The sequence below is a fragment of the Bradyrhizobium sp. 87 genome, assembly GCF_023073015.1.
Taxonomy (GTDB): Bacteria; Pseudomonadota; Alphaproteobacteria; order Rhizobiales; family Xanthobacteraceae; genus Bradyrhizobium; species Bradyrhizobium canariense_D.
The window spans coordinates 1-22,911 of sequence record NZ_JADPIQ010000034.1 but is presented as its reverse complement, the minus strand read 5'-3'; the positions used below and the strand labels follow the sequence as shown (position 1 = coordinate 22,911).

Here is a 22,911-nt window from a genome sequence, read left to right as displayed (position 1 = left end):
AACGTTGCTCACGATCGCCTGAAATCGCTGCTCACGATCCTCTGAAATCGTTGCTCACGATGCGCTGAAATCCGTGCTCACGATGCCGCGAAACGCGCAAAAAGGACAGCGCCGCGCTCCTATCGCTTGCCGAAGGGTGTGATATCTTGTCGCCTAAAGTTTGACCGATATTTTTTGAAGACGCTGCCAATTTGTTGGTGCCCCGGTGGGGAGTTTTATTCATGCAAAGAGATTTAGCCGAAAAACGTGACGCGGCCAGTGCCGCTGAGGTGGATGAGTTCGCCTCCGAGCCTCGGGCGCCCAGCAGACCCGCAGCTGCAAACGATAACATTGAGGACGGCTCCTGGCTGCTCGTTCCATTTCCTGACGGCTGGTACGCGACGTGTTGAACATGGTCCAAGATCGGGACCTAGCTTCCGAGTGCGCCTAAAATTCCGCTCGGCACTGCGAAGTGGTTCTCCGCTCTTTTCCGCCGTGTCCTTGACGAACTTGTCCTTACCGCCGATTTTGCGGTTTGATCTGCTTGTCGCCGCCCTTCCTCATCTCCAGATGCACCGCCTCTAAGCCGCTTTCCGCTTTGCGACCAGCTTACCCCGTTGTGCCGCCGTCAGGTCGCGGCGGATCAGGTCTTCGTTCATCTCAGCGAGCCAAACGACCGCTGACTAACAAGAAGGCACATCGAAATTTGCCGAGAGCAGGAACACTATTCACCGGGGCGAGGTTTGTTTTTCATCGGAGGCTAAGGATCGCGGAGTTCTCTTCCATGGCCACCCAGATCGTAATGGACAGCACAGGCGACAGCAGACATTTTCTTTGAGCAAGACGACCTCAACGGGCTCGCCGAGGCTGAGCGACGCTTCAAGAAATTTACCGGCCAAGGATTTACCGCTGCCACTCGGACGCCGGCCGGCGATCTCAAGCTGATACGGTCATTTGATCCAACAGCGGAGGAAACGCTGTTCTATCCGCACTTAGTCGGCGGTTAGAACCGTTACAGCACCAAAGATGTTTTTGTTCGGACGTAACGTCGCCCAGGGCGCGCGTCTGCGTGCCCTGCGTGCCCTCTATCGGAGCTTCAACGAGCAAAATGGCCCGGAAGCGCGTGCACGTCGTCTTTTGCGGGAATGGTTATCTCCAGAACAGCGCGCGCAATTTGATGCCAATGGCTTTTTTGAAGTCGCTGGTTCTCTTACTGGCCGTCGATACCTAATTTATCAGGGCACGATGAGTAATGTTTTGGAGCTGGATGAAAAACTGGAGCCTAAGGTGGGGTGGTGCTTCCTCCCCGAACGGGCGTTGGCGATTGGCGATGTGATGCTCGCCCAGAAGATCGCACTCGAAACTGACGGAGCCGCAGTTCTCACGATCGCGAAGTCGTTTTCTCCGAGACTGCCGTTTGTGCCCGAGCAGTAGGGCGCGGTCACTAGAGCTGATCATGGGCGGGGCCGTCGCTTGTGACGGCGGCGACCCCTCGCCGCGAAGGCGCCGTTACGCGAGACGAGGACGACTTCGCGACTGCATCCAGCGTCGGCTCCGCCAGCGGCAGGCGCAAGAACGTCCGTGCGTTAATGTTACTTAGGCTGCTTGCCGGCGTCTGATGGCTTTACTGATGGAGACCGCGAGGCGATCTCTCCAACCTTTTGTAGCGTACGTGCGAACTCAGACCGAAGATGTTGGGAGTGCGCGACGTCCCTCGGCTCTGACAGAAACGCGATCTTCACGAGGAAGCGGTTCAACAACGACGCTATTCGAAAATTGTCGGAATGTTGCGAACGCAGTCCGGTGAGTTGCCGACGCATCTCGACGAGATCAAGCGGTTCGTGGTCCGGCTGGCTTTTCAACGAAATGGCCTGCAATCGAACGAAGCGTCGCGTCGAATATGTTGGCGCGACGACTTCGCCATGGGTGGACCAGGACGGGAGCAATGTCCGATGCGCCAAGATAACCCGCGGAAGGCTCGCCGCAATCTAAGGTTCAAATTAAGCTTGATGTGCAGGCTGGAAGTTAATTCGGGAACCGGGAAAGCCGACCGAAGGTGCTGAACCGGTAAATCCTTAAGCAACGTCTAGGCCCGTGTCGGAATTCTTTGACTGAGCAACAGCTGCAAAAGTTCGATGCGCTGCCATATCTTCACGCTCGACGACTGGGGCAAGACGCTGGACGTGCAGGAGATCGAGTGCGGCAGCGCGGAAGAGGCTCTTCAGCTTGGCTCTGCCGGGGTGGCGAACCAACCGATCGAAGTGTGGTGTGGTCCACGGCGGCTCGGTCGCTTTGAGCCAGAGCGAAGGCAAGGGAGACCGCTGCCGCGCCTCCGCGCACTCTTAGCCTTGGCCGAGCGTCGCCTTCATGAAGGCGAGCAACACATCAGCCAGCAAGAGACGCTGATAAACCGACTCAAGCGCGAGGGGCGCGATCTTGCTCTCGCGTTGTCCGTCCTCGACACTCTGATTGAGACTCAAAATGCTCATTTACAGGAGCGGGATTTGATCGTTGCCGAAGTGGCAAAGCGAGTTGGATGAATATGCCCGCAATCACAGATCACGATCACGGCCAAACGCTCTCGACTGCCCTCAGTCCTGTACACCACCCGTCGGGCAGCCCGTCTTACGCCATGCCGCAGGCGACGACTGCCGGCCGTCTTTGAGGATCGCCGATGTCGGATGCGCCAAGCCGGTAATCTTCGCTAACGATTGCTCTGTCGTTGGCGCCGCAATCAAAGCGAACGCCGCGTCGGGATAGCGCGTCCACACTTCGATGTCGTCTGCCGTTCAATGACGACGCTTCTTTCCGTCTGGATTGGGAATAACGTGGCTTGCGTCAGGCTCTTCAATGCCTTGATTTGATTTCGTCGGAGGACTTGCAACCGCACGGATCACCGGCACCACACTGGCAGCCGAGCTCTGCACTCCATGCCCGGTCCCGGTGGTTCTCGCAGACAAAGCCTAAGCCAAAGCAGATGGGACAGTTGGGATCGTCATGGCATGAAAAAGCGCGCGGGCCTTGCTCCAAAGATCGCAAGCATACCGCGCGCCTCGGTTACGCCGCCAATTCTTTGCGAACCGCGGCGGCCGAATTGCCTACCTTGTCGACGGCCTTCTGCAGCTCGTCGCTGGAGACAACCAAGCTCCCTGGTCCAATATTTGACCTCGAAGTGTTCATGCATGTTGATCTTGCTACGGTCGCGCTGGTCCCGTTTGGTGAGATTGTCGCTCATGTTCCTCCCCCATCGCCTGTACAAGCCGTTCATCGTCAAGAACGGTCAGCAGGTCATTGATCGTCTTCTCGCAGTCCCTCGGGCCAGGCTCGACATAGCGAGCCAGGATGGCTTGGGCTTTTTTTACCACTTGGGTTACGTGGTCCGGCATGCCGATACTCCACTCACTGGCAAGGAAAACGCCCGTAAGAACGGTGTGTTCCCAAAAGGAAGGCCTCCGGAAGGGCGGAGGCCTAGTCTGGGGAGGTTACATATAGCTTGGAAAACTTGACCTGCTTCGCCCCGTTCCTACCGCTGCGTATGAAGCTGGCGCCTCTGCGCTGATCGCTTAATCTGCGTTATAGGTGCGCTCGAGCAGGAGCCCTGCTTGGCCCCGTTGTGAGCTTGTCCTGCCTTTGGCAGCAATGGCGAGAGGCTTCAACAGAGCCCGTCTGCTTGGAGCGTTGGCGCTTCAAGGCCACCGCATCTTCATCGCTCACGCAGAGGTATCACTAGCCCGCGTGCTGAGGCGTCAAATGTACATCAGTTATTTCTTGGACAACCCTTTGAATGAACTGGCGCGCAGCAGGCCTTCAGAGGTGATGTCCCGGTATTCGATCTCGGCGTAGAACTTCGGATCGACCCACGTGGCCTTCGGCTTCATGATGGGCTTTGTGAGCTTCTGCTTCGGGCTAACGACGGTATCCAGGGCCTTGCGGATCTCCGCCGACTTCGTCCGGCTCCAACCCGTGCCGACCTTCCCCATATACCGCAGCTCCTTGCCCTCCTGCTTGCCGAGGTAGAGCGCGGCGACGCCGGACGGGTCCTTGACGAAGCCAACAACAGGGAATTTTTCGCGGTGCACCGTCTTGATCTTCTGCCAGGCCTCAACCCGCTCCGACCGGTACGGTGCGTCAACCCGCTTGGACACGATGCCCTCGTAGTTGAGCTTGCTCGCCGCCTCGAACAGCGCCTGCCCATCACCTTCGTGGTGCTCGCTGTAAAAAATGGGCGCTTCCAGCCCGTTTTCTTCTATCAGCTGCTTCAGCAGCTCCTTGCGGGCAAGCTGCGCATGTTTCCGAAGGTCTACGCCGTCCAGCCACAGGAGATCGAAGGCGAAGAAAACGAGGCGGTCCTGGTCGCCTCTGCCGAGGTCTGCCTGGAGTTCGGAGAAGTTGGTGCGCTCTTCGTGGATGACGACCACCTCACCATCGACAATGGCTTGCCCTTCGATGTCGAAGGCGCCCGCAATGACCGAGAACCGGTCGACCCAGTTATGGCCGTTCCTGGTGAAGGCCTTCCGGCTGTTGCCGTCGATGTGGAGCTGGATGCGGTAGCCGTCGTATTTGACTTCGTGAATCCACTGAGCCCCCGAAGGAGCTTTCATCTTCAGGGTCGCAAGCTGGGGACCGATAAAGCCCGGCATGGAAGCTCGCGGCTTCTTGGCCGGTGCTCGGGTACGCTTTGCCACTAACGCAACTCACAAAAAGCCCGCCGTCGGTGGGGGGAGCCGACGGCGGGGCAGTCTACCTACCTTACTGAGGACTCTCCAACCGCGAGGCTCATGCGCCGTTCCCAGGCGCTCTCACATACAACCGCAATTGAGATTCTAGGTTGTATTTTCAACGTCAACGAGAACGGCCGCCGATACAGCGTTCTTCAGGAGGAACGCTCTCAGTACTGGGGCCTCTTCAAAAGCTCCGGCAACCGGGAGATTGCCTTTGCAATCCTTCTCGCCTCGTCTCGGGTAAGGAATTGCTCGGCATATTGGTACGGGCGCCGGTGAAGGTGTTCGCGTTGGGGCACAGAGCAGACGGAGAAGCCGTTTGCGTCCTTCAAGCGGAAACATTGCTCCTCCTCCACCGTCACCCACGGCGCCGGAAACCGCCGAAGGTTATCCATCACATCCTTCGGTTTGCCGGAGTGCCTCTTATCGGCTTGCCGGACGCATAGGTCGGGCGTTCCTTCGCCGCCCGCACCTGCCGGTCTCGCTCGGCGCAAAGGTCGTCAACCTTGCTCAGCATGCGCTGAAGCAGGGTCTCAGCCGAAGCGGCTGATACCCCGGCCCGTTGAAGCTGGAGGATTTCCTTGCGCTGGCGGCCGATCTGCGCGCGCATATGCCCGATTTCCGAGCGGAGATATTCGAGTGTGGGCATGAGCAAACCTGGGATGCTGCCCGAATAGAACGAACCAAGAACTCAGAGTCAAGCGCTGCTGAGCGGCCGCGCATCAGACCTTCAAGGTGGTTAACGTTACAAGACTCGGAAGACGTACTGCCTAGGGCCCACCCCGGGGGTGCAGCTGGGGGTCGGTCCGGGTAAATGGAAAATAGTTCAACAGATACAATGATGCATGGCGGAGAGAGTGGGATTCGAACCCACGGTACGTTACCCCCAAGTTTTTCACTTTTTGGGAGTATGCGTAGCGCTCCTGCCCCGCAGCCGCTTATCTGGGCCGCTCGTGTCGTCGTCTTTCGCCGCGCCGCTCGGCATCGGCCCCCTGCTCCGCGTCGGGGCGCCGGGCAATTGCAAGCTCCGAAAGCTCGTTCCTCAGCGCATGCCGGCGGGTTTCGACAGCGGGCATGTCGTTGACGAATCGCCGAACCTGGTGAGCTAACTTGTGATCTGCTGCTAATCCAGAGCGCTGTAGCTCGGCAGCATAGTCGAGATAACGCCGCCGGATCGCATCCTGACGTGACTTAATCTGTTCGTCCCAAGAATGTTTAGCAGTCCTGCTCCCCCTCACCTCCGAAAGCACCTCTTGACGAGCGAGCCGATCAACATCGGGCGTGATCTTTCGTTTGCGCAGAGCGATGACCGCCCCACGCTCGGCCTTTCGGACCCGTCCGCGGGTTCGCGGCGGCGTTGCCTCCGCTGCGATTCCGCGAAGCCGGAGTTCGCCAGCAAACCGTTCCCGCCAGACCTGAAGATCCGCCTTGCGGGGGTTCAGGCGCTTGCCGTCATGGCCCAGGGATCGAACGGTCAAGTGCACGTGGGGATGTTTGTCATCGAGGTGCTGAACGAAGACGTAGTCGTGATTGTAGCCGAACGTCTCGATGGCAAATGCCCGGGCTGAATCCTTGACTGCGACGGCGTCGGTGCCAGCTGGCATCGACAGGATGATGCTGACCGAAAGCGATGCATCACGCCGGCGCTTGTCGTCGAGACCCGCATCGTCCTCCCAGCGTTGCTGCAGATCTTTCAATCCGGAACGACCCGGCAACGTCGCACCCTGCTCTGTTTCCGCGTCGAGCTCGCCGTTTCGCATGATGTATGCCAGATGCGACTTGAGATGAGCCACGCTCTTGGTGCGACCGGTGATCTTGACCATCACCTCTGGTGCTCGGCGCACGATACGTTCGAGCTTCGCACGCATCGCCGGCGTCAGGCTGCCGGGAGCGGCCGGATCAGGGATATCCCACTCGGCCCGCCGTGGGCGCCGATTGGGCGTTTCCCAGACATACGAGATCGGCGGAAGTTCCGGGACCAGGTCGGCCGGGCGACGGGAGCGCCGGCTCATCGCCTCCCATCCCAATAATCAGCGTTGCCGTTCAGCGCATTGCGTAATTGCGCGAGCTCTCTTTCGACGACCAATTTGGCTTCTTGAATTGCGGACAGATCGGGTTCAACCGCCCTGCCCTGCAGCACACTGGTGTTTGCGGCACGCGCGATCTGGTTGATGTTGCCGCCGATCCGGTTGAGCTCGCGAACGATCGCGCGAAGCGCGGCATGCTCGTCTGGGGAATGCTGCACCGGCGATCCAAATCGCGACCGCACCAGCGCGACGATCCAGCCGGTTCGGGTCATGCCACGCTGATGGGAGACTTCCGCGAGCTGCCGCATCTCACTCTCGCGAAATCGCACCGTCACCTTCTCCGGCCGCCCGACCGGCAACGCCACGATGCGCGGTGCTGGCGCCGCTAGTGCATCAGCAATGAGACGCCGCAGCAGCGCGGACTTACCGCCCTGTGTCGCGGCCAGAACTGAGAACTGCGCCGCGACTTCGTCGGGGACGCGAAGCGAGATCAGAGCCATGCACTCCAATCCCAATCGCGATGTAATACATCGCTGGCGCGAAGCCTATCCTGCACTAGAAAACGCGAATCCTTCCACCCTCTCCATGTTGGTTCAAACCAACGTGCTGGGCATTCAAGGCTCGGCAGGTGCTGCAGGTGAGACCCAACCCGACCGACGATCGATGCGGAGAATTCCTCCGGGAATGACGCAGTCGTCACGCCCAGTGCTTCTACTCCACGAACAGCGCGCGTGCAGATCGGCAATGTTGGCACCGAACATGTGGACCGCGGCTTTCCAGCAGCCTCCGGCCTCTCTACAGCGCTGTGGGAGGCGCGTTCGGCCTCCGGCTGCTGCGCTAACGCGCCATCCTTCGGATGGGAAATCCGCTCCGCCGGCGCGCCAACTGAAGCAGCGTTTCTGAAGAGGCTGTCTAAGGCACGCTTCATGCGAAAACGATCTCTTCGATTGTGAGGGTCGATGCTGGAACCTCTTCTGCTTCTTCTGCGCCATCAACCAACAGGACTGCGTGCCGTGAGCCTTGAGACGCAAGTCGATCGACCAGAAGACAGCCAGTGCGATCTTGGTGCCGCACTCTGATCGTCAGTGACGAGCTCATGCGCGCGTTCCGATCGATCGAAGAGTTGGGGGGCTTTTTCGCCATCGCCGTCACGTGGTCTGTCTCTCTGGGTCGCAATGCCGCTTTGGTTGGGACCGGGCTTCGTGGTCGTTTCGCTCCAGGGGACCCCTCGCCGTCAGCAGGAGAGCCGCGCGCTTCCGTCCGAACTTTGCGAGCCAGCTGACGGGCGTGGGCATTGGTGAAGCTCTCATGTGCTGCGCATAAGGTCTCGACGGCGTCGGGCTGTTCGCGCCAAGCCTGGTAGAGTTCATACACAGCGCGGATTGATGAGCCGGCAAGCTTCGACCGGAGGAACTCCGGCATGCTCTGGACCGACGCGTAGCGAGACACCCAGTCCCTGGGCTTACCGAGCTTGCGAGAGATCTCGGCCTGGCTATCGCCTAGCTCCAAACGATCCGCGATGAACGCCGCAATCTCGGGGGCATTGAGGTCGTCGCGCTGGATATTCTCGATCATCTGAACATAGCGATCCGCGGACCCAACGGCATGAATGAAGGCCGGGATGTCACGGAGCCCGGCGCGCTTAGCAGCACGATACCGCCTCGCACCCACGATGATCACGTACCGGCCTTCCTCGGTCGCTTGCCTCAGCACGATCGGTTGCAGCACGCCATGCTGGCGGACTGATTCCGCAAGCTCCCCGAGCTTCTGTTCGTCGAAACCGCGACGAGGCTGGTCCGGATCTTCGTCAATACGATCGATGGCGATGCAAGTGGGTTGTCCGATTGTGGCGGCACCATCTTCCGCGGCGTCGATGAGCTGCTTAAAGCTGAGATCAAGCGCCATGTGCGGTCTCGTCCATTTGCGCGACGATCTTGGCGAGAACCTCGCGGATTTCTCGACCAGCCTCCTGCGCAGAGCGGCGCTTCAACTTCCAGACCGGCAGGCGTTCCGCAACAGCCTCAGCGTAGCCGTCTCTTGCAACGATCTGGCCCGGGAACACATATCTGCCAGCCTCGCGCAAGAGTTGCTCAAGATGGGTCCTTTGACGGGGCGATTTCGTGTTGAAGTTCGAAGGCAGCAACCCGAGGAACTTCGTATCTTGGCGGCCATAGCGTCTCTGCACGCCGACCACGGTCTGCATCAGCCCTTTGACGCCTTTGATCGAATAGTCCTCCAGATAGATGGGGGCGAGCACATGCGAGGCCGCAACCAGACAGCCGACAGTGCGCAGTCCCAGTGATGGCGGGGTATCGATGACGCAGGCATCGAACTGAGCCGACGCGATAGCGAGGTTCTCTTGCAGAGTCGTTATGGCGGCCGCACTGCTGCGATCGAGATCAGTCAACGAGCTATCGGCCGGGGCCAGCGTTAGGCCTTCGTCTTCCCGAGCTGCGATCCGTGTCCCCTGCTTGAACAGATCCGCGGCTAACGTTGAACCGGCGTAGTGCCTCAACGTATCCGACGCATTGCTCTGCGCATCAACGTCGATCACCAGAACGCGGAGATTCGCTTCAGCCATGAACCAGGCCAAATGCACCGCAAGCGTCGTCTTGCCGACCCCGCCCTTTTGATTGTTGATGACAATGGTCTTCATCTTAAGGTCCGAAATGGGTCTAACGGCGCGGGCGGCATTTCCTCGTCCAATCATGTCGTGGCGGATGTTGGTTTGAACCAACAGACGACTGCGAATCCGGTCACCAGAACGATCCCGGAATTCATCCGGCGAATCCCCTGCCAGAAGAGTCAGGTCAGTCCATAGCCCTCGAGGGGAGCAAATTCTGGGACGCGAGACTTGGATTATGCTCGTTGCTGGGCGCTCTGCGACGCGGTCGCGAGAGGATCGTCACGCGAAGGCGCGGAGACCGCTTGTGGGCTCCGGGAGCGTCGCCGCGGCGGCGCGAGTAGAGCCGTCCGCGAAAGGGGCTCGCCCAAGCAGGCAATGCTCGAAGAGCCGCAGGAACCTTTGAATTTAAGAGCCGATCTCTTGCGGGCGGCTGTTGTGATCAGGACTGGCGCAATTGCAAGCTAAGCATGCGACGCGCGTCCCGATCGCGAAGTCTCCGTCGAGGAGAGATTCAATTCGGTAATAGGACGGGCCGCAGCATTTCCGGCGAAATCGACCTATCGATAAAATGAATCGATCTGCCCGGCCGATTCATAAAACTCATTGGACGCCGTTTGCCTCCGAAGCGAGAATCTGTCCGTGCCGAAACGGGCGTCGCAGCGAGACGTAGTTCACCTTAGGCAGGCCAACCTAAGCGCCGGGTCATCACCCGCAATGGAAACCGTCGCTGTCAGCAACGTCGGCGCACCTGTCGAACTCGCCATGGCAAGAGCGATAACGAGGCTGGCGACGTATCGCCATCTGGATGCACCCCCACCCTCCGCATCCATGCGACCGACGGCCCTGCGAGGCGTGAAACAGGAGCTAGCCTCGTTGGACATGCCGACCTCCGAGTCCGGGACGATTCCGCTGGCACGCGCGATGGAACGAAGCTGGGCGTTCGTGTTGCAACGCCACAGCGTTGGAGAGGGGCGTGAGCGCAATCGGTCTCGAGCAATCCGGCTGCCCGGCTCGATTTCAACGACCGTTATTTGGCCGGCGGTCGCAGCGGGCTTTCCGCCCACTTCCAGGCGGCGGGATCGCGCCGCGGATCGTCCTCGCATACCAGGCAGACGTAGCGCGGCCGGCCGGGCGCGACGTCGTCGGCTTACCGCACTTTGGGCACAGCTTCCGGCTGAGGTAGAGCGGAGTCGTGGTTTTTGCCTGCCGCGACCAGCTTAGTTCCCTGTGCGCCGCGAGCACAAGTCAATCGACGAAAATTGTCCGCATGCACCAGGCCGCTTGACGCGGAGTGCGTCTCACGTTGAAATCCGATTTTCAGTGATGTTGCGGGGGTTGCGTCGTGGAAGAATTTTATAGAGGTTTCGCGCAGCGGGCGCGCGATCTGGCGGAAAACGCGGACCCGTTCACCAAGCGGCGGCTACTCGACCTAGCCCAGCGATACGATCTCAAGAGCAAACCGGGAGCCTCGGGTGGTCGGACTTTCCCGCCGCCGCGCGCGACGCCACCGACGGCGCTGTTTTCCGGCTCCGGCGAAGCTTAAGACTAGTCGGAGCGCGGCCCGGTCGTCGGTTTTCTATGTTTTCATCGACCGGTCCGGGTATCGGCCGCCCGCCGTCGCGGTGCTCGCGTTAGTACGAGCTCACCCCGGAGCATGAAACCGCGCACGCGCACCGCGAAGAGTCATCGCCGGCGCCGCGCGATCTCGTCAGCGACCATGCCCTGCGCCTGCACCAGCCGCTCATGCAGGTCTCGAACATATCGAGGATGTCATTATTGGGTTCATTCTTGCCCTGCTCGATGGCTTCGGCGACGAGCTCATCGAGGGGCGTTTCCTTCAATTGACCTTTCTCCAGAAGATCTTCAAAAAGATTGTCGCTGCTCGGCTGCGGTTGGATGCGTCCGTCGGAATTGCACCAGACGCCGAATGTCTGTTGTCCCAGAACGGCGTGCTCGACCATCTCCGCATCCAACGGAATCAGCGTCCCCCAGGCGTCGGCCGACTCGTCCGCGAACCCCGCTACATACATCTGTTGTTCCGCGGCGCCTTCATCACGAGGCTGGAAAAACGGCGTGAGGATGATTGCAGGGTGTTTTTCCATGACGATCTCTCCGAACGCTTTGCGTTGACCCGGCGCAGCAGCCAGATTAGCGCGGGTATTTGATCACACCAAAAAGGCAACCTGGGAACGGCGCCTCATCGCCTTACGCCCGCTGCTTGTCTCGCCGGCGCGAATTGATCTGCGCCATCAGGATCGGGCCAAGCGAAAATTCGCCGACCTCGGCTTTTCGCGTCAGACCGCGCAGATAACCGCCAGCGGAGTTGATCGCCGTCCCGCGCTGCAGGATACACGCGACGACGATGGCCGCCGGCACCTCGCCCATAACCTTTTGCGCCTCCTCCCAGGCGCTCGGACTGATCCCTAGCATCGATCGTACAACGGCCGCTGTGGCCAGGAAATCGCGCCAGTTCGAAATCCCGCCCTTCGCATAATCGACGATGTCCAGGCATGCACTCAGGACCATTCCCAACGGATACGTCCCCTCACCGACTCGCGATGGTTGAGGCTTTGGCTCAGCTCCCGCCGCCCTGCCTTCTCGAAGGCTAGGTTCAAGATCAATGAGGGCATCTGGATTTGAATTCTGTATGTGGCGCTCAGAATGGGACTCATTGGCGCTCGGATTCTTGGATTTGATATGTGTTTCCAGAAGATTGAGCACGTCGTCGGCTAGCTGAGACAACTCGTCGGCGATCGGCTCGAGCTCCTGGCGCGTCGCCGTGCGCGGAATCTGATCGACGATCGCGCGGAAGGCAGCGTGCACGACCTGCCAATCGGCAGGCCCCTGCCCTCCCCTTCGCGTCGGGACGGCTTCCTCGATGCCAGTTGCAATCATCTTCGCGATGTCGCGCCGGCACAGTGTAATCCGCTCACGCACGAGCTTGAGTGCGCGGGCCTCGGCTTCGATATCAGCCGCCAGGCTCTCGAACTCTTCCGAGCGCACGACGAGCGGTGACAGATCGAAGCCGAACGCGAGCTCGATTTCGCCAGCATCGTCCTTCCGCGCATATCGCTTGCCATTTGGACTGTCGCGCCGAACGATTAGCCCCGCGTCGACCAGCACAGCGAGGTGGCGTCGCAGGGTCGATGCCGGCATGCCGTGCGCTCGCCGAGCGAGCTGATGGTTCGAGGGGAAGACGATCAGGTCATCCTCTCCTGTCAGCGCGGTCTCGGGATGGAAGGTTAGGAGTGCGTTTAGCACCGAGAGCGCGCGCTCCGACACCCCAAGGCGCGGCCGTGCCGTGCAGATGGCGTGGAAGATCTTCCATTTGTGCACGATCTTTTCGGGAGGACGTTCCGTTGCGACCATTTGGCTTGCCACATGGGTAAGCGTCAGCGATCGCCGCCCAAAGGGCGTCGTTGGAGAGTGTGACTGCATGTCTTTGCCTCAGTTGGGCAAAGAAAATCCGCTCGCCGAAACGACGATAAAATCGCGTAGATACTCTTGACTGCGATTCGCGAAAGTGATTCTCTGTCAGTCGCCAAACTTGAAGAGAAGGGCTTCCGGAACTCCGTTTCGGGGGCCTTTTTCTTTTGCCTTGTCTGCTCCTGGTTCGTGTTTACGGGACGAGACCGTCAGGCCTCGGTACTTTCCTGACCACTGCTCTTCTTGGAAAAGGCGTCGAACAGGGCCGGGAGTTGGTCCACAAGAAATGCCGCGAATGTCGTCGAGACATTCTTGTCGATGGTAAGCTTCAATTCGCGCTCGGCCTGACGCACGTGCGCAATCTTTTCCCCGGACACGGAAAAGACCGGCTTCTCGTCCGGCTCTTTCGAGGGCTCCCCGCGAGATGGACGGGTTGCCGCGGAGAATGCTGCAAGAAATCGTGCGTCGGTTTCGCGCTCTGCAAATTTAGGTTCGGCGATCACCGCTCTGACCCGTTTGAGCGCCGCGGAATCCTTGATCAATTCAGCGAATGATTGCCAACGGCCGCGGCCAACTTTCGGAGCTTTCCCGATTGCTTGAATCACCTCGGCAGGAACCGATCGAGCCACGGCAAGAAGTTTCGAGGCCTCCGCCCGATCGACCGACAACGCATCTTGCACGACTGAGCGGCTATGCCCGGCATCCTCGATATGCATCGCGAAGCTGGCGCGCTCAATGAAACTCAAATCTTCGCGCGGTGCGTTCTCGAGGCCTTGCGCCACGACAAGCGCTTCATCTGACAACGGTCGCAGAATCGCTTTGACGGAAATACCTAGTTCGCGCGTGGCGCGGACGCGGCGATGACCATAGGCGCTCTGATAGCGCCCTTTCGCTTCAGGATGCTCCCGAACGAGAATGGGCACCTCTTGGCCACGCTGTGCGATCGACTGTTTGAGCGCTTCGAACGAGCTATCATCCTGATCGCGAAAACGGTCGGCCAGCGGCGACGGATCGACGAGCGAGGGGTCGATTTCAAGTATCACCGCCCCGGATGCAATTCGTTCGCGAAGTTCCTCGTTCTCTTTCTCCACTTCGGAGAAAGAATCTTTCAACGAGCGAACCGAGCCCGACGAGACCCGCGGCAAGGCAGCGGGCATGTTGTCAGCTGACAACGCACTTGATTGCGGGGCCGTGAAAAGGCTCTTGATCGTGTCAGTACGTTTGCTCATCGACCCCACACCTTCTTAAGAAGTTGCGCGATTTCGGCATTGACCGCGTCGACCGATTCTAATGCCCGGTCGTAGGCGCCCCGCCCTACGGCGCCGCGCTCCAGCTCATAAAGTGATTGCTTGGTGAGACCAGCATTGGCGATCGCGGTCGATTTCCACACAGTCGCCTGGAGCACATCTGACCCAAAGAGGGTGCGGAGGAGAGCCACGATTTGAGCTTCAGGCACGTCATTGGGATCGTGACGCGTGATGACGTACCGGATGAAATCGTGATCGAGACGCCCGCCAGCTTCTTCGATGACGGACATGAGGTCCGACGTCATGAGGAGAAATTGGCTCATGGATGCGACATCAACCATCTGCGGGTGGATGGTCACGAGCATAGCGGTCGCCGCATTTAGCGCGCCCATGGTCAGGTAACCAAGTTGGGGTGGGCAGTCGATCACAACGACGTCGTATTCGTCTGCGACCTGGTCGATGGCGCTGGCGACGCGGCGAAAGAACAGGTCGTGTCCGCGTTCACGCCGCTCGACCATTGCTCGAGGCGTGGTGTGCTCGAACTCCATAAGCTCGAGATTGCCTGGAACGAGCCCTATCCCGTCAAAATAGGTCGGCCGGACAATCTCGCGCAGTGGCCGGCGGTGTTCGTCATATCGGATGGCACCGTACAGGGTTTCGTTCGCCCCAATGTCAAACTCGGGCTGGTACCCGAACATTGCTGAAAGCGAAGCTTGCGGATCGAGGTCAATCGCGAGGACCCGAAAGCCGGCAAGGGCGAGGTATTGCGACAGATACAATGCCGTCGTCGTCTTGGCGGAGCCGCCTTTGAAGTTTGCGACGGTGATGATTTGGAGCTTGTCGCCTGGGCGCCGGCGCGGAAGGAATTCCATTGCTTCGCGGGGCCGCGCAGTGGCTAGATACTCGCGCAACTCATGGATCTGAGCCAGAGTATAAGATCGTCGGCCCCCGATGCCCGTTGCTGGGGTCGGTCCAAGTCCGTCGAGAGAAAGCTGTCGAAGGTACCCATCGGACACGCCCGCAATTCGCGCAACCTCTCCAGAGGTGAACGACCGGAGCGACTTGCTCGCTGAAGGCGGGAAAAGAGTTGTCGCGAGCGAGCGAAGCTGGCCGGAAAGAATGCCCGCGTGCCGAGTGATGCGCGCAGACGCAGTCTCGCTCATGGTAGCCGAATCTTCCGCTAAGATCGCCATTTGCCTTCTCAAGACGGTTTCTGCTCGTCAGACGCCTAGTCTCCGTCTTGAGAGATGGCCACGATTCTGTGATTTGAGCAAGAATTAAAGGGTTAACGAGTTATTAACGCTCGAGGACGTGCCAAACGGCGCGGAGGGCCCTTTTTTTGGCGCACCGCCCTGCTGTTGTCAGCTGACAACAACGGCTTCAGAGCGAACGGGATGACCCCTCGACTATGGCGTGAGTCGGCTCGCCTTCACGAGTCCCCAGAGCGTCATTTTGTAGCTCGCCAACCGCTGCGTTGAAGGGTGCTGCCACGGTTGGAGCCCGGGCGACGGGACACGCCCCGGTGCAACCTCCGTTGAGTGCTCTGATCTCAGGTCATGTACCGCAAATTCTAGAGAATCGCGCCGCCTTGTAGCGTCGGCTCCCCCGTCATCCGCCCGACGCTTGGCGCCACGGTCCCGCGAGAAGTACCCTCCCCGCCTCGTTCACGACAATGGCATCAGAAGCCCGAGCTGGATGGCGAAGCATCGTAAAGCGACGATGTCGTCTCGCTTGGATCGGCGGCGCTCCGCACGTTCCCGGTGTCGATCACGGGGGCTGGCGCGTCACTTCGCTGCGCCGCCGCTCGTCCCAAAAAAGGGCAAGCAGAAGAACCGTACCGTCGCAGGGGGCCACCGGCCGGCCGGACGAACAGGTCGCAACCGACCAGACACATCCCAGGTCATCCACGCTGGCCCTTCTCTTGCACTGCCGTGTGGCCACACCGACGGATCGTCAGCCGCGACATCGACCTCAGGGCGCGGCGCTGGTAACGGTGTCTTCTTGCCCTTTCCAGCGAGGCAGGAGTGCCGCAGCTCGTCATCGCTTCATCCGGGCGCGTGGATCCGGCGAGGGAACGGCAACGGGCCGTCACCTCGAGCATGCCGTAGTGCGGATCAATCTCGAGCCGGGGAGGCTCGACGCCGGGCCTTCAGATCCATTCGCGGCAACGCTGGCCGAGATCGTCCAGGCTTTCAGATAGGAACTGTTTTCCTCGAACGCCGCATCGCATCGCCAGGCGGGACCTCCTGTTGACTCGAATCGACCAGGGCAACAATGGACCGACGTGAGGGGCCAAGCAGGCGAACGCAGTCAGGCCCCTGGGCGAGGTCAGGCCGACCTCGCGGTTGAATACCCGGTCTAATGGAAGGTTGATCGGAAGGCGTCCGGCTTGGGGGTGCTCCTTTGGTGAGCGGCAAGGCCGTCGAACGTATACGATCTCTCGATGGGTGCTAGCGTGGAAATCGAGCTGCGTGGCTCTCGAACGAAGCCGATCTGACCGCGGACGCCTGGATGAGGGTTGGCAGACAGCAGCGACCCGCCGGGCGATTGTTGTCAGCTGACAACAGGGCCCTACCAAGGATGGATGTTGTCAGCCGACAACAATTTGGGACCTGCGGTCGTCAGCCGCTTCAATTCGCCAAGGCGCGTCGCACCAGTCAAGTCACGATCGGTACCCACCGGTAGTCGACGTCGATCCGCGCCGCGCAGAATTCAAAGCGAGGAAGGAGCGGGCGAGGGTGGGATGGTCGTTATTGTCCCGACGGCCAGATGATCTGCGAGGACAACCCTGAGGGAAGCAGCATCCGGAGAGGGAGAGGGCAGGTGTTCATAGACAACTAACCATAAAAGTTGCCCTCACACGTCACGAAGGCCGCACGTCTCCGGGGCGCAAACGACGAGGCCGGCCCTTCCCATTGGTGTATTTGTGATGATATACAGGTATACACGATGCGGTCTAGAGGAGCGCGCCATGGCCTTCCACATCAAGAACCCTGAGACCGACGCGCTCGCTCGCAAGGTGGCCTCGCTAAAAAAACTCGGCCTCACCGAAGCAGTGCACGTGGCGCTCGCCCATGAGCTCGAGCGCGAGCAGGGCAAGCCGTCTTTGGTCGACCTTGGCGTCCAGTTCTGCCGGGATCTACGCGCGAGGGGCGACGCCGCCAAGGGACAGCCCGCCGATAAGGCGTTCCGCGACAGTTTGTATGAGGACACCTGATGTTCATCGACGCTTCGGCTTTGACCGCGCTCCTGACCGACGAGGAGGAGGCACGAGAGCTTTTGGCTCGCCTGCAGCAGACCGGAACGCGTCTGACGTCACCGTTGGCGGTATGGGAGGCGGCGGTCGCGGTCGCGCGCGTGCTGGATCTTTCGGTCAGCGCCGCCGCCGAAGCGATCGAAGAGTATTTGGCGCTGATGGAGATCGCCGTTGTCGCGGTGCCGGCTGAAACGGCAAGGCTCGCTCTCGACGCCTTCGACCGATTCGGCAAGGGCCGGCATCCGGCGAGCCTCAACTTCGGGGACTGTTTTGCCTACGCTTGCGCCCGGCATCTGGGGCAGCCCTTGATGTTCAAGGGCGGTGACTTTCCGCAAACCGATATCGAAGCCGCCTAAGCGACCCGGCTGGGGCGGCCGCGGCGCGCGGAAAGAAGGGGGCTTGTGTCCGGACCAGGGCAGGGAGTTTACCGGGCAGCGGGCCCTCGGATCGCTGATGCGCTTTAACGGCCTGCTCAATCGATAAGCAGTGGTTATTGACAGCGAGCGCTACGGGGAACCAGCCTGTCGCTATGACCGAAGTTATTCCCGTGATAGCTTCCGTTTGAACGATTCTTGTTAAGGTTATCAAGACCTTGCAAAACGGTTATTCAATTCCCGATCCACTGCCTTGGGCTCAGCTAGCCGGCCCACTCGCCATCGCCGAGGACGCGCTTGCCCGGCTCGACGAACGCCTGGCCAAGAGCCCGATCCGCGACGGCTGGATTGCGCGCACACATTATACTGACGCCTGCGCCAGTCTGTGGCTGGAAGGCGAATTGGTCCACCTCGAAGATCTGGTTCTCCACGACGCCGGCATGGACATCCGCGCCCCGACCCACGAACTCACCCGCGCCCACGCCGTGCTACGGACCCGGCGCCGCATCGCCGACGCGAAGCCGGATTGGGCGCCATCGCCGGCGGGGCTCGACAGGCTGCGCGGCCGCACCGGGCAGGGCGAGTGGGAGGAGGGCAGGGGCATCCGAAAGGAAGGGGAGCGAAGCTTCGTCGGCGGCTACGATAGCGGAGACGCTGATCTCGACACGCCGCTTGGCGGCATCGAGTCCGACCCGCACCTAGCCGCCGCCTTCGCCGCGGTCGACGCCGCGAATGCCAAGGCGGAGCGGACACTCGCCGGCGGGAGTCGCACCCAGTCCGAGCGGGACCCGCTGGTCTACGACCCCGACTGGGACGAGGACGCGCGTCTCGACGACTGGCGCGCCGTGGTCGAGCAGACCCGCATATTGCCGCCGACGCTCGCGGCCGCGCTTGCGACTGAGGCTTGGGACGCCATCGCCCCGCTGCAGCACACGCCCTGGCTCGGCCGGCTGCTGGCAGCCAGCGTGTTGCGCGCGCGGGCCAAGACCCGCTGGCATCTACCCTGCCTGCATGACGGGTTGAAGGCCATCCCCCGCGAACGCCGGCGGCCGCGCGACGCGGCGGCGCGACTCGCCGTGCAACTCGAGGCCATCACCGCTGCCGCGGCGGTCGGTCTCAAGGACCACGACCGCTGGCTTAACCAGCGAACCCTGCTCGCCCGAAAACTCGCCGGCCGTCGCGCCACGTCAAAACTGCCGGCGCTGCTCGACTATATGCTGACCCGGCCGATCGCCTCGGCCGGTATGATCGCGAAGGAGCTTAAGATCACGCCGCGCGCCGCTCAGGACCTGGTCGGCGAGCTTGACCTGCGGGAGGTGACCGGCAGGGGACGATATCGGGCCTGGGGGATTCTGTAAGCGCCCTCAGTGCGGTGCCCCGCCCCGCAGCAGATCCCGGTAGCCATACTCGGTGATCCAGCGGGCACGGGCGAGATGGGTTTCCCACGCCCGGCGCGCCCGATCCGGCTCGCGCGCGACGTCAATATGCAGCACGGTCCGCGCGACCTCTTTCCAGTCGATATCGGCCGCGGCGTCGAGCAGACGGAGATAGGTAACCAGGTGCTGCTCGTCATACCCAGTCAGAAGTGGCGCGGTCGGCGCGGCATCGGCGACATTAGGATCGGAAGGTGACTTCTGCATGGGGTGTATTCGCCGGCAGGGGGTTGTCAGCAGAGAGTAGGCGCGTTCGTGCACCGGTGAGTAGACCCGAATTGCGCACCACGTGGTGCCTGGCGGGTATCGCCGAGCACAGCGCAACCGCAGCTGATCTTGGGGTCTTCTTAGTTTAATCGGGGTTATCGTAGCCTGACTACGACTTCGACTTCTAATTCAAGCTTGCAGAAATTGATATTATTCTTATTATCGTAGCATGGCTACGACCCAAAGAAACAAGCTAAGCAGACTCTACACCCGCTTGGCGCCGGGAGCGCCGCTGACCTCCGGTGACCTCGCCGCCCTCGGGATATCGGCTGACCTTGCCGTCCACTATGTCCGTGCCGGCTGGTTGCAACGGTTGGCACGCGGCGTCTATTGCCGGCCAAACGATCCGCCCACTTTGCACCCGAGCCTCGTCCTGCTGCAGCGGAGCTTCGAAGGATTGCATGTCGGCGGCAAGTCGGCCTTCGACTGGCACGGCATCCGCCAGTACGTCTCCCAGCGGCCCGTCCTCCATCTATACGGCTGGAAAGCCGGACGCCTTCCGGAGTGGTTCACCCAGCGTTTCCCGGCCGAGTACCACCGCAAGCGACTCTTCAAGGAAGAACCCGGCGCGCTGCTTCATGTCCGGCCTTTCGAGAGCCGCAAGGGCGGCCCGCTCGTCTCGGCGCCGGAACGCGCATTGCTGGAGGTGCTGAGCGAAGTCGGCGTCCGGCAGCCGCTGCAAGAAGCGCGCGAGCTGGTCGAAAGCACTTACAGCCTGCGTGCCGATCTGCTGCGAGACCTGCTCAAGCGCTGCACCAGCGTCAAGACCGTGCGCCTGTGCCTGCAGCTTGGCCGCGAACTCTCTCAGCCCTGGGCCAGCAAGCTCGATCCGTCTCAACTGCCCAAGGGCAGCGACCGGGCCTGGGTGTCCCGCTCCGCTGATGGGCTCCTGGTGCTGAAGCCATGAACCAGGTCTACCTCGACAGCGCACGGTTGCTGACGCGCGTGGCGCCGCTGGTGCTCGTCGACGATACGTTCGCACTCAAGGGCGGCACGGCGATCAACCTATTCGTGCGCGACATGCCGCGGCTCTCGGTCGATCTCGATCTGGTGTTTCCCGACCACACACTGCCGCGCGAGCAGGCTCTGCGGCGCATCAACGAGGCCATCCGTCAGTCGGCAGCGCGCCTGCAGAAGCAGGGCTTTCTGACCCATGCGCCGGCCCCGCGACGGAATCCGGCGAGACCAAGCTGATGGTGCGGCGAGGGGGCATTGAGGTCAAGATCGAGGTCAATTTCGTCATGCGCGGCACCGTCCATCCGGTGCACATGGCGTCGCTGACAGAGGCCGCGCGCGATACGCTGCAGGCGGATCTCGAAATCCCGGTGGTGTCGTTCGAAGACGTATATGGCGGCAAACTGGTTGCGGCGATGGACCGGCAGCATCCCCGCGATCTGTTCGATGTCACGCAGCTTTTTGTGCACGAGGGAATCACGGCGGGCATTCGCCGCGCTTTCGTCGTCTATCTCGCGAGCCATAACCGGCCGGTGCACGAGGTCCTGTTTCCATCGCTGCGGGATCTCCGCCAGGAGTTCGAACACAATTTCGCGGGCATGACCACCGAGCCCGTTGAACTCGACGCGCTCTTGGCAGCGCGCGAGCGAATGATGCGCGAACTGCAGCAAGGTCTGAACGCCGATGAGCGCCGCTTCCTGCTGTCGCTGGTCGCCGCAGAGCCTGAATGGTCGCTACTGGGCGTGCCGCACTTGGAGCAGCTTCCCGGCGTGCGATGGAAGCTGCAAAACCTGGAAAGGCTTCGGAAGACCAACGCCCGAAAATTCGCCGAGCAATCGAATGCGCTGGCCCGGCTATTTGGATGAGCGTAGGTGGGCCGTCGCCACGCGCCGCAGGTGATGCGGTGTGACTGCCGACGAGGCCCTTCCGGCCGCCCCATCAGCTATCCATGAAGGGATAGGCGGCACGATGAGGCAGCGCTTGTCGACTTTACGCGCGCGTTCAAAATCGTTTCTCCTTTCCGCCTACGGGTGAAGGCCCCGCCTCGCGGCGGGGCCACCTGCGCGGCGTCTCAGTCGCGACTCGGGCGAGACCAGATGAGCGAGTGGCCTTCCTCGCCGTCGACCTCGACCAGCGTCGCGTAGATCGGAGCCGGGAAGCTCGGGTCGTCCAGCTTGACCGAGTGGTACTCGCGGCCCGTGTCCTGGGACTTCTTCTTCCACATGGCGCCGAACTCGATGTTCGCGCCCGCGAAGATGCGGTAGTCCGGGGCCTTGTCTGAAGTGCGTTCGGCCGGAACGATCTTGGTCTTGACGGTGCCTAGAGCGAGGGTCTTGACGGTGCCGACGAAGCCGTTGCCGTTGACGGTGAAGTTGCCGATGGTAGCCATGTTCGTGTCCTCTTTCGTTCTCGGGCCGCGACCATCGCGACCTCGATGGCTGTCGTTGACCGGAGGCGATCGGACCGCACCCGAAGGGCCGCCACGCAGTAGAGGGCGGCCAGGGGGAGGCTTTCTTGTCTCGCGAGGAATGGACGCGCAGCGACCAGGGGAAGAAAGCCGACAACGGCCGTTGCGGTCTTTTGATCGAGGCGGAGCGCAGCGACGACGGCCTTCGGTTAGACATGCCAAATCGAGAACGCATTGGGCGCGACAGGCCGAACGATGAGGATACTGCCGAGCGACCGGCAAGCCACACCGCACGACGACGGGCGCATCGGTGAAAGGCACTCGCGCGCGTCGCGTAAGCTTTCCGCCAGTCCAGCGGACGCAATAACAACCCCGGACTGTCGTATCGTGATGACACCAGCCTTCTGCGGCTTCGGAAAGACGCTCGCCCAGAAACAGACGGGCATCTCGGAAGCCAGAAGAACCCGCCCGGCGCATCTCGCCTATGCCGTCGGGATGGGAAGCGCCGCCTCTCCAGTCGCCGGCACAGGCATGACGCCGCACAAAAGAGCGGCCCCCGCCGTGAGATGAGGCCTTCGTCATTGTCTAGAAAGGTGAACGATGAGCGCAAAGCGGCCGAGACACGGATCGTTGCGCCTCATGCCGCTTGGTCGACCTCGGCCGGCTCGGGCTGAAGACCGTGCAGGTAAGTCACCGCGCGTTGCGCGTGGGCGGCCGCGCTGAAGATAAAACGCCTGTCGTTGGCCAGCACCTCCAACCACGATGCAAGGTAACTCGCATGATCGGCACGCGGCTCGAGTTCGGGCACGATACCAAGGTCCGCGCTGAGGAAGCACGCGCCAAGTTCCGCAACCAGCTCTTCACGGGCGCGCTCGCTGCGATCCTTTGCGTAGCGGCTGAGATCGCGATTGACGCGATGCGCTGGCGCAGTCCAATGACCATTATGCCGATATCGGCATAAGGCGCATAATGCCGCGATCCAGATTATGCCGCATCTGCTCGGCTGGGCCCGGTTGGCGGCATGATCCCGCCAATCCCATTCGGCATAATCTTCGTCGCTCCAACAACAAGGAGCACGAAGATCATGTCTCAATATTTGCAGACCTGCATCGAGCCGCATCTTGGCTCGTTCGCAGCGAGTTTTGCGGCGGAGAATTACAGCGCCGGCACGGTCAAGACCTACCTATCGATCC

Annotated in this window: 21 protein-coding genes and 3 pseudogenes; 10 read left to right on the top strand and 14 right to left on the bottom strand. The window is 61.1% G+C overall.

Translation table 11 applies throughout. The features are described from left to right. Positions 1–763 precede the first annotated feature (763 nt). The 3 genes and pseudogenes from IVB50_RS08895 to IVB50_RS08885 all read left to right on the top strand — a co-directional run bounded on the left by IVB50_RS08895 (position 764) and on the right by IVB50_RS08885 (position 2,519). Positions 764–986, top strand: a pseudogene (locus tag IVB50_RS08895) (hypothetical protein). Positions 987–1,005: 19 nt separating this feature from the next. Further along, the gene (locus IVB50_RS08890; protein ID WP_247295589.1) at positions 1,006–1,413 is read left to right on the top strand and encodes a hypothetical protein; all 408 of its coding nucleotides are present in this window, start codon (positions 1,006–1,008) and stop codon (positions 1,411–1,413) included. Positions 1,414–2,114: 701 nt separating this feature from the next. After that, positions 2,115–2,519, top strand: a complete 405-nt coding sequence (locus tag IVB50_RS08885; RefSeq protein WP_247295585.1) for a hypothetical protein — start codon at positions 2,115–2,117, stop codon at positions 2,517–2,519. Between the two features lie 517 nt (positions 2,520–3,036). Here IVB50_RS08885 and IVB50_RS08880 read toward each other — a convergent pair. From IVB50_RS08880 to IVB50_RS08850, 7 genes and pseudogenes are all read right to left on the bottom strand, one after another. Further along, positions 3,037–3,214 (bottom strand): annotated as a pseudogene (locus IVB50_RS08880) (DUF3606 domain-containing protein). Positions 3,215–3,740: 526 nt separating this feature from the next. Then, on the bottom strand, positions 3,741–4,619 hold the full coding sequence (gene ligD / locus IVB50_RS08875) for a non-homologous end-joining DNA ligase (protein ID WP_247295583.1): 879 nt from the start codon (positions 4,617–4,619) through the stop codon (positions 3,741–3,743). Positions 4,620–5,094: 475 nt separating this feature from the next. Beyond that, the gene (locus IVB50_RS08870) at positions 5,095–5,310 is read right to left on the bottom strand and encodes a hypothetical protein (RefSeq protein WP_346771299.1); all 216 of its coding nucleotides are present in this window, start codon (positions 5,308–5,310) and stop codon (positions 5,095–5,097) included. A 328-nt stretch (positions 5,311–5,638) separates the two neighbouring features. Beyond that, entirely contained in the window at positions 5,639–6,712 is a 1,074-nt protein-coding gene (locus tag IVB50_RS08865) for a relaxase/mobilization nuclease domain-containing protein (protein ID WP_247295578.1), read from the bottom strand. Beyond that, positions 6,709–7,227: a MobC family plasmid mobilization relaxosome protein gene (locus IVB50_RS08860; RefSeq protein WP_247295576.1), complete on the bottom strand. Its 519-nt coding sequence runs from the start codon at positions 7,225–7,227 to the stop codon at positions 6,709–6,711. Before IVB50_RS08860 ends, IVB50_RS08865 begins: the two co-directional genes overlap by 4 nt. Before the next feature lie 424 nt (positions 7,228–7,651). Then, complete coding sequence (locus IVB50_RS08855) at positions 7,652–8,632, bottom strand: ParB/RepB/Spo0J family partition protein (protein ID WP_247295574.1); 981 nt, start codon at positions 8,630–8,632, stop codon at positions 7,652–7,654. Then, complete coding sequence (locus IVB50_RS08850; RefSeq protein ID WP_247295573.1) at positions 8,622–9,383, bottom strand: ParA family protein; 762 nt, start codon at positions 9,381–9,383, stop codon at positions 8,622–8,624. The genes IVB50_RS08855 and IVB50_RS08850 overlap by 11 nt, the downstream gene beginning before the upstream one ends. 1,312 nt (positions 9,384–10,695) lie before the next feature. Between IVB50_RS08850 and IVB50_RS42660 the strand changes: the two genes are divergently transcribed. Continuing rightward, positions 10,696–10,896 carry a hypothetical protein gene (locus tag IVB50_RS42660; RefSeq protein WP_247295571.1) on the top strand — a complete coding sequence of 67 codons (201 nt, stop codon included), beginning with the start codon at positions 10,696–10,698 and terminating at the stop codon, positions 10,894–10,896. Positions 10,897–10,984: 88 nt separating this feature from the next. Here the strand turns inward: IVB50_RS42660 and IVB50_RS08840 are convergent, their stop codons facing one another. From IVB50_RS08840 to repA, 4 genes are all read right to left on the bottom strand, one after another. Beyond that, complete coding sequence (locus tag IVB50_RS08840; protein ID WP_247295567.1) at positions 10,985–11,455, bottom strand: hypothetical protein; 471 nt, start codon at positions 11,453–11,455, stop codon at positions 10,985–10,987. Positions 11,456–11,558: 103 nt separating this feature from the next. Continuing rightward, positions 11,559–12,791, bottom strand: coding sequence for a plasmid replication protein RepC (gene repC / locus IVB50_RS08835; RefSeq protein WP_247295564.1), 1,233 nt, complete (start codon positions 12,789–12,791; stop codon positions 11,559–11,561). Between the two features lie 197 nt (positions 12,792–12,988). Beyond that, positions 12,989–14,008, bottom strand: coding sequence for a plasmid partitioning protein RepB (gene repB, locus IVB50_RS08830; RefSeq protein WP_247295561.1), 1,020 nt, complete (start codon positions 14,006–14,008; stop codon positions 12,989–12,991). Further along, positions 14,005–15,219, bottom strand: coding sequence for a plasmid partitioning protein RepA (repA, locus tag IVB50_RS08825; protein WP_247295559.1), 1,215 nt, complete (start codon positions 15,217–15,219; stop codon positions 14,005–14,007). Before repA ends, repB begins: the two co-directional genes overlap by 4 nt. A gap of 1,778 nt (positions 15,220–16,997) precedes the next feature. Between repA and IVB50_RS08820 the strand changes: the two genes are divergently transcribed. From IVB50_RS08820 to IVB50_RS08810, 3 genes are all read left to right on the top strand, one after another. After that, complete coding sequence (locus IVB50_RS08820; protein WP_028152781.1) at positions 16,998–17,243, top strand: type II toxin-antitoxin system VapB family antitoxin; 246 nt, start codon at positions 16,998–17,000, stop codon at positions 17,241–17,243. After that, positions 17,243–17,638 (top strand): type II toxin-antitoxin system VapC family toxin, encoded by a 396-nt coding sequence (locus IVB50_RS08815; protein WP_009859458.1) that lies wholly within the window; start codon positions 17,243–17,245, stop codon positions 17,636–17,638. Before IVB50_RS08820 ends, IVB50_RS08815 begins: the two co-directional genes overlap by 1 nt. Positions 17,639–17,874: 236 nt before the next feature. After that, entirely contained in the window at positions 17,875–19,014 is a 1,140-nt protein-coding gene (locus IVB50_RS08810; RefSeq protein ID WP_249808438.1) for an RHE_PE00001 family protein, read from the top strand. A gap of 6 nt (positions 19,015–19,020) precedes the next feature. On the opposite strand, the gene IVB50_RS08805 is transcribed toward IVB50_RS08810, so the two are convergent. Then, a complete protein-coding gene (locus IVB50_RS08805; protein ID WP_247295557.1) occupies positions 19,021–19,296 on the bottom strand; it encodes a DUF2285 domain-containing protein in 276 nt (91 codons plus the stop codon). 229 nt (positions 19,297–19,525) lie between these two features. On the opposite strand from IVB50_RS08805, the gene IVB50_RS08800 reads away from it, so the two are divergent. Genes IVB50_RS08800 through IVB50_RS42255 form a run of 3 tightly spaced genes read left to right on the top strand, consistent with a single transcriptional unit; the run spans position 19,526 to position 21,176 of the window. Continuing rightward, positions 19,526–20,263 carry a type IV toxin-antitoxin system AbiEi family antitoxin domain-containing protein gene (locus IVB50_RS08800; RefSeq protein WP_256465346.1) on the top strand — a complete coding sequence of 246 codons (738 nt, stop codon included), beginning with the start codon at positions 19,526–19,528 and terminating at the stop codon, positions 20,261–20,263. Then, positions 20,260–20,550: a nucleotidyl transferase AbiEii/AbiGii toxin family protein gene (locus tag IVB50_RS42260; RefSeq protein WP_253076216.1), complete on the top strand. Its 291-nt coding sequence runs from the start codon at positions 20,260–20,262 to the stop codon at positions 20,548–20,550. Before IVB50_RS08800 ends, IVB50_RS42260 begins: the two co-directional genes overlap by 4 nt. Before the next feature lie 47 nt (positions 20,551–20,597). Next, positions 20,598–21,176 (top strand): nucleotidyl transferase AbiEii/AbiGii toxin family protein, encoded by a 579-nt coding sequence (locus IVB50_RS42255; protein ID WP_253076215.1) that lies wholly within the window; start codon positions 20,598–20,600, stop codon positions 21,174–21,176. A gap of 206 nt (positions 21,177–21,382) precedes the next feature. On the opposite strand, the gene IVB50_RS08790 is transcribed toward IVB50_RS42255, so the two are convergent. Continuing rightward, positions 21,383–21,700, bottom strand: coding sequence for a DUF736 domain-containing protein (locus IVB50_RS08790; protein ID WP_060913221.1), 318 nt, complete (start codon positions 21,698–21,700; stop codon positions 21,383–21,385). A 655-nt stretch (positions 21,701–22,355) separates the two neighbouring features. Next, positions 22,356–22,655: pseudogene (locus IVB50_RS08785) on the bottom strand (zincin-like metallopeptidase domain-containing protein); the annotation flags it as partial. Positions 22,656–22,911 lie beyond the last annotated feature (256 nt).